The 12,566-nt window shown below is 40.4% G+C and carries 10 protein-coding genes, 4 tRNA genes and 1 rRNA gene (1 of these 15 running past the window's edge); 9 read left to right on the forward strand and 6 right to left on the reverse strand.

The genetic code is table 11. The annotated features are described in order from the left end of the window. Window positions 1-32 precede the first annotated feature (32 nt). From J500_RS08415 to J500_RS08425, 3 genes are all read right to left on the reverse strand, one after another. Window positions 33-617, reverse strand: a complete 585-nt coding sequence (locus J500_RS08415) for a dual specificity protein phosphatase family protein (protein ID WP_034699107.1) — start codon at window positions 615-617, stop codon at window positions 33-35. Further along, window positions 614-1,432: an MBL fold metallo-hydrolase gene (locus tag J500_RS08420; protein WP_034699110.1), complete on the reverse strand. Its 819-nt coding sequence runs from the start codon at window positions 1,430-1,432 to the stop codon at window positions 614-616. The genes J500_RS08415 and J500_RS08420 overlap by 4 nt, the downstream gene beginning before the upstream one ends. 398 nt (window positions 1,433-1,830) lie before the next feature. Continuing rightward, window positions 1,831-2,472 (reverse strand): peroxiredoxin, encoded by a 642-nt coding sequence (locus J500_RS08425; protein ID WP_004993944.1) that lies wholly within the window; start codon window positions 2,470-2,472, stop codon window positions 1,831-1,833. Window positions 2,473-2,834: 362 nt separating this feature from the next. On the opposite strand from J500_RS08425, the gene secA reads away from it, so the two are divergent. The 8 genes from secA to J500_RS08465 all read left to right on the forward strand — a co-directional run bounded on the left by secA (window position 2,835) and on the right by J500_RS08465 (window position 9,227). Next, window positions 2,835-5,546, forward strand: coding sequence for a preprotein translocase subunit SecA (gene secA, locus J500_RS08430; protein ID WP_004991246.1), 2,712 nt, complete (start codon window positions 2,835-2,837; stop codon window positions 5,544-5,546). Between the two features lie 164 nt (window positions 5,547-5,710). Next, on the forward strand, window positions 5,711-6,082 hold the full coding sequence (locus tag J500_RS08435) for a hypothetical protein (RefSeq protein ID WP_034699113.1): 372 nt from the start codon (window positions 5,711-5,713) through the stop codon (window positions 6,080-6,082). A 130-nt stretch (window positions 6,083-6,212) separates the two neighbouring features. Further along, entirely contained in the window at window positions 6,213-7,445 is a 1,233-nt protein-coding gene (gene argJ / locus J500_RS08440) for a bifunctional glutamate N-acetyltransferase/amino-acid acetyltransferase ArgJ (protein ID WP_034699114.1), read from the forward strand. Between the two features lie 155 nt (window positions 7,446-7,600). After that, window positions 7,601-8,665, forward strand: coding sequence for a quinolinate synthase NadA (gene nadA, locus J500_RS08445; protein WP_034699115.1), 1,065 nt, complete (start codon window positions 7,601-7,603; stop codon window positions 8,663-8,665). A gap of 132 nt (window positions 8,666-8,797) precedes the next feature. Next, a tRNA-Pro gene (locus J500_RS08450) sits at window positions 8,798-8,874 on the forward strand. A gap of 71 nt (window positions 8,875-8,945) precedes the next feature. After that, window positions 8,946-9,022: transfer RNA gene (locus J500_RS08455), tRNA-Arg, on the forward strand. A gap of 34 nt (window positions 9,023-9,056) precedes the next feature. Beyond that, a tRNA-His gene (locus J500_RS08460) sits at window positions 9,057-9,132 on the forward strand. A gap of 18 nt (window positions 9,133-9,150) precedes the next feature. Beyond that, a tRNA-Pro gene (locus J500_RS08465) sits at window positions 9,151-9,227 on the forward strand. A gap of 124 nt (window positions 9,228-9,351) precedes the next feature. Here J500_RS08465 and J500_RS08470 read toward each other — a convergent pair. The 3 genes from J500_RS08470 to J500_RS08480 are packed head-to-tail and all read right to left on the reverse strand — an operon-like array spanning window position 9,352 to window position 11,537. Beyond that, entirely contained in the window at window positions 9,352-9,831 is a 480-nt protein-coding gene (locus tag J500_RS08470; RefSeq protein WP_034699116.1) for an OmpA family protein, read from the reverse strand. A 14-nt stretch (window positions 9,832-9,845) separates the two neighbouring features. After that, complete coding sequence (locus J500_RS08475) at window positions 9,846-11,063, reverse strand: diguanylate cyclase domain-containing protein (protein WP_034699117.1); 1,218 nt, start codon at window positions 11,061-11,063, stop codon at window positions 9,846-9,848. A gap of 6 nt (window positions 11,064-11,069) precedes the next feature. Then, window positions 11,070-11,537, reverse strand: coding sequence for a YfiR family protein (locus J500_RS08480; RefSeq protein ID WP_004991239.1), 468 nt, complete (start codon window positions 11,535-11,537; stop codon window positions 11,070-11,072). Window positions 11,538-12,152: 615 nt separating this feature from the next. On the opposite strand from J500_RS08480, the gene J500_RS08485 reads away from it, so the two are divergent. Next, window positions 12,153-12,566: ribosomal RNA gene (locus J500_RS08485) — 16S ribosomal RNA — on the forward strand; its annotated part runs 1,112 nt beyond the window's last position; the annotation flags it as partial.

Raw genomic sequence — 12,566 nt, forward strand, 5'->3', positions numbered from 1 at the left:
GTGTTTTTGGCAGTGTTATTCTTGCTGATGATTTAAGATGGATTCGAGAGTTGCTCCCGAATCCATTTTATATTTTCAGGCGTAAATATTTTTTCAATATTCACCCAGATGGGGTGGTAGCCGTAACTTCCGTATTTCATTTCTTGTACAGCATTTTCTATCGACCAATTTTCAAAAATAATTCGATACATTGCCACACTAGCACCTGTTCGATCTGACCCATGATAGCAATGCAATAAAACCTTTTGGTGGTTTTGTTTTGCGATTTGAATCTGTTGCATCACTTCTAGTAAATCTTTTCGATTAATGGCCCATGTATGAATCGGGATGTGAACTAAATTAAATTCGTGTGGATCAAGCACTTTGAGATCATCATTACGACTGCGTAAATTTATGATGGTCTGAATCTGCTGTTGTCGTAATTCAGGTATTAGTGCTTGTGAAGGTTGCTCGCTGCGATACAGATCATGGCTAATTTTATAAAAATTATGCTCTGCGTGAAGCAAATTCCCCCAATGTGATGGTCGTTGCTCAGGGGAAAGCGAGGGATGAGTAATACAGCCTGATAGATTTAAAGTGAGTATGATCAATACGGGAGAAAATAAGGTTTTTTTCATGATAATGGTCGATAGCGTAAAAATTCTTGAATATCATGCGCACAAATCAATTCAATGTGTGGTTCATGTTGGGCTAAATATTGGAGTTGTTTGAGATTGGCTAAACGCATTTTATTGTCATACGCGAGCATACTCTCAAATATATGTAGTCCTTTCAGTTTCTGTTTGGAGTCTAATTCCTGATGTGAAAAATAGGCATCCCCACAAAATAACATCCAGCCCTCTGCTTGTTTAATCGCAATCCCGCAGTGCCCAGCCGAATGCCCCAATAAAGGAATCATTAAAATTTCATCCTGAAATAATGGCAACCCCATCACTTTTTCCAGATTGAACCAACTTTCTCCTTGAGTATGTTCAATGAAATTCCAAAGACGATGCTGCTTAAATTGGTTGTTCTTATAACGAATACGATTTTTGAAGGACAATGATTGTGTGGCATTAAATTCGGATGCCAACACATGTACGGTAGCTTGGGGAAAATCAGAAATACCACCCGCATGGTCAAAATCCAGATGACTCACAAAGATATGCTGCACATCTTTGGGATTTAATCCGAGTTGTTGAATTTGCTGAACAGCGCTGAGTTGAATATTGATTTCAATTTTTCCAAATTGATGGATCAGTCTGCCCAGTCGTTGCTGAGTATGTAAATAATCTTGTAAACCTAAACCTGTATCAATCAACACCAACCCACGATCAGTTTCAAGCAATAAACAATGACAAATAATATGTGCCTGTAAGCCTGTTTGACTGACTAGAGGGGCGCATGCAGGGCACATCGTACCGCAATGCAAATGATGAATGTTATAAATCATAAATTTATTGTTTTTAGGACATTATCTTCTTTATAACCTAGTCCGTGAGTTTTACCAAATCTGTTCATTATAAAAAGTACCCATCATGACAATGGGTACTGGGTGGAGAAACGGTGATATGAGTTATTGTTTTGAGGTTTATTTTTATTATTTAATGCAATCTTCATGCTTGTAAAACATGGAAGACTTACTATCTTAAATGATGCGCTGCGCTTGTTTTGATAAAAATTGAAGTATCACATTCAAACACTACGCGCTTCGCTTGTCTTGAACAAAATTAAAGCGTTGCTTTAACCTCTTAACTCACAGCATAGCTGTTCATCTCCTTTTGAAGACTTTAAGAGTTTTGTTCTTAGACTACGCGCTTTGCTTGTCTTGCGAAGAATTGAAACGATGTTTCAATTCTTCTCAGGCTGTGGTGTCAATCTTAGATAAGGTTTGACGGCCTTATAGCCTTTCGGAAAGCGCTGTTTGATTTCTTCTTCATCTTTGAGTGAAGGTACAATCACCACATCTTCACCTTGTTGCCAGTTTGCTGGAGTTGCGACTTTATGATGGTCTGTCAGTTGTAATGAATCTACGACCCGTAATATTTCATTAAAATTACGACCTGTTGAAGCAGGATAAGTAATAATCAAACGAACTTTTTTATTGGGATCGATAATTACAAGCGAGCGTACTGTAGTGGTTTCACTGGCATTGGGATGAATAAATCCATACAGCTCTGAAACCTTACGATCTTTATCGGCGATGATCGGGAAGTTGACTGTGGTGTTTTGAGTTTCATTAATATCTTTAATCCAGCCCTGATGGGATTCAACATCATCCACTGAAAGCGCAATCGCTTTGACTCCACGTTTTTCAAATTCATCTTTAAGTTTTGCGGTATAGCCAAGTTCAGTGGTACATACAGGCGTGTAGTCCGCAGGATGTGAAAATAAGATCGCCCAATCATCACCTAAAAACTCATAAAAATTAATTTCTCCTTCACTGGATTGTTGTTCAAAATTAGGGGCGGTATCACCTAAACGTAAGCTCATTGCAAAAACCTCATAATATTGTGATGTGTTGTATGACCTTAAATATGCAGTTTTTTTATTGCATTTAAAATTATTGTTTTCGCATGTTGTTATGAGTTTTTAAGATATAGAGTGGGGGCTTGATTCAAAAATAGATCAGAAAATCGCATGCAAATCGGTGTAAGTTAAATGCAAATTTGCTACATTAACGCTCTTTGGTTAAGCAATGTTAGAGTCATCTAGCAGATTTTTTCGCTGTTTGGGCGTAAAACCCTTGTAGTTCTTATTTGTGGCTCCATAATAACAGCTAAGAAAAAATTAACCGACCTAGGGTTTGTTGCTATTAACAGACCTTATAACAAACAGGATTAGAGAGTTTATTCATGTTGGCAAGTCTGATCGGAGGTATCTTCGGTACAAAAAATGAGCGCGAACTTAAACGCATGCGTAAAATTGTTGATCAAATCAATGCGCTCGAGCCGACGATATCAGCACTAAGCGATGCAGACTTATCTGCAAAAACTCCAGAATTTAAAGAACGTTATAACAATGGTGAAAGTCTGGATAAATTATTGCCAGAAGCTTTTGCCGTATGTCGTGAAGCGGCAAAACGTGTCATGGGTATGCGCCATTATGATGTGCAATTAATCGGTGGTATTACCTTACACGAAGGTAAAATCGCAGAAATGCGTACAGGTGAAGGTAAAACCCTGATGGGTACGTTGGCCTGTTATTTAAATGCTTTAAGTGGACAAGGCGTCCATGTTATTACGGTCAATGACTATTTGGCGCAGCGTGATGCTGAACTCAACCGCCCATTGTTTGAGTTTTTGGGATTGAGCATTGGTACGATTTACTCTATGCAGTCTCCAGTTGAGAAAGCTGAAGCTTATCAAGCGGATATCACATATGGTACCAACAATGAATTCGGTTTTGACTATCTACGTGACAACATGGTGTTTTCACTGCCAGAGAAAAAACAGCGTGGTTTGAATTATGCGATTATCGATGAGGTCGATTCGATCTTGATTGATGAAGCGCGTACACCGTTGATTATTTCGGGGCAAAGTGAAGATTCTTCGCAGTTGTATGCCGCGATCAATAACATTCCACCTAAACTTCGTGCGCAAAAAGAAGAAAAAGTGGCCGATGGTGGGCATTTCTGGATTGATGAAAAACAGCGTTCAGTTGAAATGACTGAAGTGGGTTTTGAAACTGTTGAGCAAGAACTGATTGCCATGGGTTTATTGGCAGAAGGCGAGAGCCTTTATTCTGCAAGTAACTTAAGTCTGGTTCATCATGTGACTGCCGCAATTCGTGCGCATTTCTTATATCACCGCGATGTTCATTATATTATTCATGATGGTGAAGTGATCATTGTCGATGAACACACTGGTCGTACCATGCCAGGTCGCCGTTGGTCAGAAGGCTTGCATCAGGCCGTTGAAGCCAAAGAAGGTCTGGAAATTCAACCAGAAAACCAGACGCTTGCAACTACGACTTTCCAGAACTATTTCCGTTTATATAAAAAACTTTCAGGGATGACCGGTACTGCGGACACTGAAGCGGCGGAAATGAAAGAAATTTATGGACTAGATGTGGTGATTATCCCAACCCATCGTCCAATGGTTCGTTTAGATCAAAATGATTTAATTTACCTGAATCGTAACGGTAAATACGATGCGATTGTGCAGGAAATTAAACGTATTCAGGAAACCCGTGCACCAATTTTGGTGGGTACGGCAACCATTGAAGCCAGTGAAGTGTTATCGCATAAGTTGACTCAGGCAGGCATTAAGCATGAAGTCCTTAACGCGAAACAACATGAACGTGAAGCGGATATTATTGCGCAGGCAGGTAGTCCAGATTCGGTCACGATTGCAACGAATATGGCTGGGCGTGGTACGGATATTATTTTGGGTGGTAACTGGAAAGCCAAGCTAGCTAAAATTGAAAATCCAACGCCTGAAGATGAGGCGCGTTTAAAAGCAGAATGGGAACATGATCATGAAACCGTGCTGAATGCAGGCGGTTTACATATCGTCGGTTCTGAGCGTCATGAATCACGCCGTATTGATAACCAGTTACGTGGTCGTGCAGGTCGTCAGGGTGACCCTGGGGTATCACGCTTTTATTTATCACTTGAAGATGATTTGATGCGTATCTTCGCAGGTGACCGTGTGGTTGGTATGATGCGTGCCATGGGTCTCAAAGAAGATGAAGCCATTGAACATAAAATGGTGAGCCGTTCGATTGAAAATGCACAGCGCAAAGTCGAAGCACGTAACTTTGATATTCGTAAGAACTTATTGAAGTATGACGATGTCAATAACGAACAACGTAAGATCATCTATTCGCAACGCGATGAAGTTTTAGCTGAAAGTACGCTGCAAGATTATATCGAAGAAATGCATCGTGATGTCATGAAAGGCATGATTGCGAATTTTATTCCGCCTGAATCGATCCATGACCAATGGGATGTTGAAGGTCTGGAAAATGCCTTGCGCGTTGACTTGAGTATTGAGTTGCCAATTCAACAATGGCTTAATGATGATCGCCGTCTAGATGAAGAAGGGTTGGTAGAACGAATTACTGATGAAGTAATTAATCGCTATCGAGCGCGTCGCACCCAAATGGGAACTGATACCGCCGTTACCCTTGAACGTCACTTTATGTTGAATTCTCTGGATCGCCATTGGAAAGATCATTTGGCGGCGATGGATTATCTGCGTCAGGGGATTCATTTACGCGGTTATGCTCAGAAAAATCCTGAACAGGAATATAAAAAAGAAGCCTTTAACTTGTTCATTAATATGTTAGGCATTATTAAATCTGACGTCGTAACTGATTTGTCACGCGTTCATATTCCGACACCAGAAGAACTGGCAGAACTTGAAGCTCAACAGCAGCAACAAGCAGAAGCGATGCGCTTATCTTTTGAACATGATGAAGTTGACGGCTTAACTGGAACAGTGACTCATCACGAGATTGAAGAACAAGCGCCACAGCAGCAAATTACGCCCCCTGCGAGCCGTAATGCGCCATGCCCATGTGGATCTGGACTCAAATATAAACAATGCCATGGTCGTATTTAATCGTGAGATAAAGATCTTGCCATAAAAGATCCTGATTTAAAAAAAAGCAGAACATTTATGTTCTGCTTTTTTTACGAGATGTTGCAAGCTGTGAATAGTATTTGCAGTTTGTTCGATTAAATGGTATTTACTTGCACATCTTGAAGTGAAAACTGGTAAAGACAATGAAAAAAGTATTAAAAACATTAGCAATGACGGCCTTAACGATTCCAGCATTTGCATTTGCTGCAACAGAAAATGCACAGCCAATCCAAACCACGACTGTTGACAAGGTAATGGCTGCACAAGGTAATACTACAGCTCAAGCAACTGTTCAGAATCAAACGACGACTTTAGTCAGTCCTAGAACAGGAATTCGCTATACGCTGGGTAATACAGGAACTCGCCCTATTATTTTTAAAACAGCGGCGATTAGTGCTGCCAACTCTGCAAATGTAAGTCGCATTGTCGCGACTAACCCTGCGCTTTCTGCAGCGAGTCAGGAAAAAGCCAAGCAGGCTTTATTGGGTACATCTGCTCAACTTGCGGCCAATTAAAAAGTCAAAATAAAAAAAACAGCAAGATTGCTGGTTTTTTTATTGCTGTAAAGTGAGTTTGAGCTCTCGATTTTTATGTTATTTTGAACTAAGCTTTTCTTTTCTATAACGAATTCATCGGATATTCAAAATGGCTGTTGGTGACGTAACAATGCCGCATATGCATGTGGTAAAGGGTGTAAAAATTGGTTCAACCCAAGCGTATGTGCGTTATCCCAATCGACGAGATTTAGTGGTGTTCGAGTTTGTTGAAGGTTCGCAGGTTGCGGGTGTTTTTACCCAAAGTGCTTTTGCCGCTGCGCCCGTTTTACTCAGCAAAAAACATTTAAACGAAAGCTCAGCAGTACAACAGCCGCGTTATCTCATTATTAATACTGGTAATGCCAATGCTGCAACAGGAAAACTCGGTTTAGAAAATGCGACTAAAACCTGTGCCAAACTGGCTGAACTTGCTCATGTACAACCTCATCAGGTTTTGCCTTTTTCAACAGGCGTGATTGGTGAACAGCTTCCGATTGAGCGTTTATTAAATGGCATTCAACCTGCGTTAGACACATTAGATGAAGCAAGTTGGACAGATGCTGCATTTGGGATTATGACCACGGATACCGTGCCTAAAGGAGCATCTGAACAGTTTGAATTGGATGGTATCACCTATACCATGACTGGTATCAGTAAAGGCGCAGGGATGATTCGTCCCAATATGGCAACCATGCTGAGTTTTGTCGCAACTGATGCACCGATCAGCCAAGCAATGGTTCAACAGCTATTACAGACCACAGTCGAGCATTCATTTAACCGCATTACCATTGATGGTGATACCTCAACCAACGACTCCTGTATTTTTGTTGCCACAGCTCAGGCGGGTGGAAATGTAATAGAGTCTAGCACTGATCCACGCTATACCGTGGTGCTTGATGTACTCACCCTTATCATGAATCGTTTGGCACAATTGATTGTGCGCGATGGTGAAGGCGCTACCAAATTCATCACTGTGACTGTCGAGGGTGGAGCTAATACCCAAGAATGTTGTGATGTCGCGTATAGCATTTCAGATTCACCGCTGATCAAAACCGCTTTATTTGCTTCCGATCCAAACTGGGGACGGATTGTCATGGCGATTGGTAAGGCGGGCATTCAAAACTTGGATAGCAGCAAAGTTCAGGTCTGGTTGGGAGATGTGCAAATCTGTCTGGATGGCGGTGCAAATCCAGATTACACCGAAGAAATGGGGGCTGCGGTGATGGCGGAAAAAGAAATTACCATACGTGTTGATTTGGGACGTGGTCAGGCGAAGGACACTGTATATACCTGTGACCTGTCTTATGATTATGTGAAAATCAATGCAGATTACCGATCTTAAATATTTCGCTATAATTTAAGCTATAATCAGGCCTCCTCTGGGAGGCTTTTTTAACTGCCCGCTTTTGGTTCTCAAGTTATCAAATCATAGCCAGTAACTTGTGATGTAACGTTACAAGCATGCCAGCCCGTATGCAAAAGGATGAGAAGACGTTTATGAGTAGTGCGAATTTAATTGCGAACGACGCAAAAAACATTGTGCAGGCGCATTTAGATCGTTTAGGTGAGCCGAAAGATCAACACTTAAGTCCAGATGTTAAACAGGCAAAATTTGCGGAAATTGCAGCAGAACTCAAAAAACGTAATGCGGTACTTGTCGCACATTATTATTGTGACCCCGATGTACAGGAACTAGCAGAGCTGACTGGTGGATGTGTTTCTGACTCACTGGAAATGGCACGTTTCGGACGAGACCATGCTGCAAGCACATTGGTGGTTGCAGGTGTCAAATTTATGGGTGAGACGGCTAAAATCTTGTCTCCAGAAAAAACCATTTTAATGCCCACTTTGGAAGCCACTTGCTCACTGGATCTAGGCTGTCCTGTGGATGAATTTACTGCATTTTGTGATCAGCATCCTGATCATACTGTTGTGGTTTATGCCAATACCTCTGCCGCAGTTAAAGCACGTGCGGATTGGGTGGTAACATCGAGTTGTGCCGTAGAAATTATTGAGCATTTAGACAGTTTGGGTGAAAAGATTATCTGGGCGCCAGATCAACATTTAGGGCGTTACATCCAAAAGAAAACAGGTGCTGATATGTTGCTTTGGGATGGGGCCTGTATTGTACATGAAGAATTCCGCGCTCGTGGTATCGCCAATATGAAAGCACTGTATCCAGATGCAGCTGTGTTGGTTCATCCCGAATCTCCAGAATCGGTGGTGGATATTGCAGATGCTGTGGGTAGTACTTCACAGTTGATCAAAGCCGCACAAACGTTGCCACATCAGCTTTTAATTGTTGCTACGGATCGTGGCATTTTTTATAAGATGCAACAAGCGGTTCCAGATAAAATCCTAGTTGAAGCGCCGACTGCGGGTGAGGGAGCGACTTGTCGTTCTTGTGCACATTGTCCTTGGATGGCGATGAATGAGCTGGATGGAATTCTGCATGTATTACAACATGCGGATCAGGAAATACACGTCGACGCTGCTTTGACACAACGGGCTAAACTTCCTCTGGATCGGATGTTGGCGTTTAGTGCTTCACTAAAACGCTAAAATGCTGCTTAAATATACATTCGATAAGGATTTTTAATTTTTTTTAATTCTAGGTGTTGACGTAATCACACGCCGCGCCTAGAATGCACACCGTACCGCACGATGTGCGATATAGCAAAAGCTGAGATAAATCGGAGCATAGCACAGCCTGGTAGTGCACCTGGTTTGGGACCAGGGGGTCGTAGGTTCGAATCCTACTGCTCCGACCATTAAAATATTGTGATGTATTTGATATTTTAAATTCGGCGAAATATCGCATGATAGACATATCATCGGTTACGCGCCTGTAGCTCAGTTGGATAGAGCATCCGCCTTCTAAGCGGATGGTCACAGGTTCGAATCCTGTCAGGCGCGCCATTCGGTAGCTTGGTACTAAGAATCAAATGTTATGGTGGATGTAGCTCAGTTGGTAGAGCCCTGGATTGTGATTCCAGTTGTCGCGGGTTCGAATCCCGTCATTCACCCCACTCTTTTAAAGAGAGTATCGGAGCATAGCACAGCCTGGTAGTGCACCTGGTTTGGGACCAGGGGGTCGTAGGTTCGAATCCTACTGCTCCGACCATTTAAAACTTAAGTTTTAAAATAGATAAAATATCCGCTTAAATGCGGTTTTTTTATGTCAGAAATTTCTTCCTTTCAAAATATCTCCACCACATGATTGTCATGGAGATTTGAAAATTTTAAGTTTAAGGAATAATAATTACAGCAACACGACGATTTGCAGCACGATTTTCTTCAGTCGTATTGGGTACTAAAGGTTGTTCAGCACCGCGACCAACAATCTGTATATTTTGTGCTTTAAAGCCATGCGCTATGAAAATATTGGCAACGCTCTGTGCGCGTTCTTGGGATAACTTCAAATTATATTGAGTTGCTCCAATATTGTCGGTATGTCCAACGATTTTCACTTTTTGCAAATCATATTTTTGCAACTGACGACTTAAACGTGAAATTTCCTGCTCATGTGCAGGTTGAATATCTGTTTTATCGAAATCAAATAACAATCGTTCTGGTAAACCGAGTGTCCAGCCTTCATCGGTCAGTACGAATCCTTCCTTTTTTAACATACGGACTTGTTTATATTTTAAAGGGCCAAAACTTAAGCAACCAGAAAGTGCAATACAAATCATTGCTAAAAATGAAATTTTCAGGGAGTGGTTAAGCATATGGAATTCCAAAATTAAGGTTTATAAATAAACCAGTGGTGAGTTAAATGTTTTGCTTTATACATCGATTGATCGGCTTGCATGATCAAATCTTCTGGTGTAGTGGCGAATCTTGAAAATGCGATGCCTAAACTAAAGCTGAATTCAATAGATTGCCCTTCAAATATGATCGGTGCTTTACTACTGGCAATTAAATTTTCAGCAATCGTAATCAGGTGTTCAACTTGGTGAATGGATTGCAAAATGACAGCAAATTCATCTCCACCTAAACGTGCAATAAAATCTTGATGTCTCAGCTTTGATTTTAAACGCTTCGCCATTTCTTCTAGCACGGCATCACCTGCTAGATGTCCAAATTGATCATTGATTTGTTTGAAATTATTATTATCAATAAACATCAAAGCGGAATTTTGTCGTTTCTGGTGATCTTCAAATAAATCAACCAGTTCTTGATAAAAGTAGCTTCGATTTGGGAGCTGGGTTAAATGGTCATGATGTGCTTTAAATGATAATTGATGATTTTCATTTTGTAGATGTGTATGCCATGTTTGAATTTCTTCCAATAATTGATTAAATACATCATTTAAATCTTGAAACTCTTTAATATTATTATTTGGAAAGCGTAGGTTATATGCTTTTTGATCGCTGACGACTTGGGCAATCTGAGTCAATGGGCGCATGGATTGCATAATATAACGATAGGTCATATTGGTTGACCACCATAGCGCAATGACAATAAAAATCATGGCAATCGCAAGGCCAATTAGAATGGTAATAATAAACTGAATAATTTTTTCTGAACTTCCAAAAAGAACCAACTCACCAATTTTGTTGTTGTGATGATAAACTGTTAATTTAATAGGATCTTTTAGAAAAACATAATCTAAAAAACTTTGGAGCTGACTATAATAAACAGGGGGTTTTGAACTCGATGCCAATTCTAAATGATTTTTGTCATAAATATGGATCGTACGAATCGAATGCTGCTCCGTATATTCATTTAAAATTTGTTGTAATGTGAGTTGATCTTTAAAAACCAGTGCTGGCTGAATCCGTTCACTCACGGTCAACCCTAAAATATTCAAATTTTGTTTGGCATAAGTTTCAATGGTAAATATTGAAATAAGAACAAACGTGAATGTACAGATAAAAAAAGTAATGGCAAAAATCGTTGCCTGAGATTTACGGAATAAAGAATGTAAAGACTTAGATTTATACAGATTTGAAATCATTTCTCCTTACTCCGCATTGCGAGCTAAAAGTAGTACTCGAGGATCAATATGAACCTGAGAATAACTCAAAGCATCGAGATTAACTTTGAAGGTGGTTAATCCGCGCTGCGTGTATAAACAAAAAATGCTTCCAGTTTCACAATCAGGATTATTATTGCTAAAAGATAATAAGTTTCTTTGAGGATAAGCATTCACTAAATTTTGCTGTTGTTGAGGCGTGAGATTAGAAAAATAAACCGCCTGACATTGAGATTTCGAAAAATTGACCGCGCTTAATCCTTGAATATGATATTCATAAGCAGATTGTTTGACTTGGCTTTGAAACGCTGCCGTTGCAACAGGATTATCAATGACACATAAGGTTGGTGTAATATTATTTGGCCATTTACTATAACTTAAAATGGCTAAAGTCAGGCTATAAGCATTATGGACAGAAACAGCGGGCACAGTTTCACAGGCCATTAGAATGACCATAGCAACAGCTAAACTTCTTCTTATACTGTAAAACATGTCAATAAAACTTATAAATATGCAACCGTCGTCTAATTCTACTTAAATTAGCTGTTTAAAAAAAGTTCTAAATATTTTTAACGAAAATAATAAAAATTGCTGAATTGTTTTATAAATTAAGCTGATTGGTGCAAATAACAATCAAACCCGTTAAATATGATCAAAACATAGACGATGGGGTGAAATCTTTTAAGAAAGGGGTTGCGTTGGTTTGATAATGCTGTAGAATGCGCACTCATCGGCGGTGATGCGGATAAAAACTTGTTGAAAAACAGGGTGTTGGTTGGATCTTGAAGGATTTGATTGATATTTTGGTAGAGTAGAATGAGTTTTAAAAATATCTAAATTACTTGTTGACTTTTAAGAGATTGAGAGTAATATAGCCGACCTAGCTTGATGCTGACGAAGCATGAAGAAGATCATTAAGAGAATAGAAGAACAACTTGTGTGGATTTTTACTAATTGATTGATCGAAATATTGTCATTGATTGATTGGTTTAAATTACTCGAAGTTTATTTGAGAGAATTTGTCAGTAATTGATGAGCCAAGATTTGTAGCCATAAGCTACTAATGATTTTAAACTGAAGAGTTTGATCATGGCTCAGATTGAACGCTGGCGGCAGGCTTAACACATGCAAGTCGAGCGGAGAGAAGTAGCTTGCTACTGATCTTAGCGGCGGACGGGTGAGTAATACTTAGGAATCTGGCTATTAGTGGGGGACAACATTTCGAAAGGGATGCTAATACCGCATACGTCCTACGGGAGAAAGCAGGGGATCAGTAATGACCTTGCGCTAATAGATGAGCCTAAGTCGGATTAGCTAGTTGGTGGGGTAAAGGCCTACCAAGGCGACGATCTGTAGCGGGTCTGAGAGGATGATCCGCCACACTGGGACTGAGACACGGCCCAGACTCCTACGGGAGGCAGCAGTGGGGAATATTGGACAATGGGGGGAACCCTGATCCAGCCATGCCGCGTGTGTGAAGAAGGC

The organism is Acinetobacter sp. 479375 (assembly GCF_000581715.1).
Classification (GTDB): Bacteria; Pseudomonadota; Gammaproteobacteria; order Pseudomonadales; family Moraxellaceae; genus Acinetobacter; species Acinetobacter ursingii.

Bases quoted from the DNA above. Each gene is read 5' to 3' on its own strand.
- argJ (WP_034699114.1), top strand. From the start codon at position 6,213: ATGGCTGTTGGTGACGTAACAATGCCGCATATGCATGTGGTAAAGGGT.
- nadA (WP_034699115.1), top strand. From the start codon at position 7,601: ATGAGTAGTGCGAATTTAATTGCGAACGACGCAAAAAACATTGTGCAG.
- J500_RS08470 (WP_034699116.1), bottom strand. From the start codon at position 9,831: ATGCTTAACCACTCCCTGAAAATTTCATTTTTAGCAATGATTTGTATT.
- J500_RS08475 (WP_034699117.1), bottom strand. From the start codon at position 11,063: ATGATTTCAAATCTGTATAAATCTAAGTCTTTACATTCTTTATTCCGT.
- J500_RS08415 (WP_034699107.1), bottom strand. From the start codon at position 617: ATGAAAAAAACCTTATTTTCTCCCGTATTGATCATACTCACTTTAAAT.
- J500_RS08435 (WP_034699113.1), top strand. From the start codon at position 5,711: ATGAAAAAAGTATTAAAAACATTAGCAATGACGGCCTTAACGATTCCA.
- J500_RS08425 (WP_004993944.1), bottom strand. From the start codon at position 2,472: ATGAGCTTACGTTTAGGTGATACCGCCCCTAATTTTGAACAACAATCC.
- J500_RS08480 (WP_004991239.1), bottom strand. From the start codon at position 11,537: ATGGTCATTCTAATGGCCTGTGAAACTGTGCCCGCTGTTTCTGTCCAT.
- secA (WP_004991246.1), top strand. From the start codon at position 2,835: ATGTTGGCAAGTCTGATCGGAGGTATCTTCGGTACAAAAAATGAGCGC.
- J500_RS08420 (WP_034699110.1), bottom strand. From the start codon at position 1,432: ATGATTTATAACATTCATCATTTGCATTGCGGTACGATGTGCCCTGCA.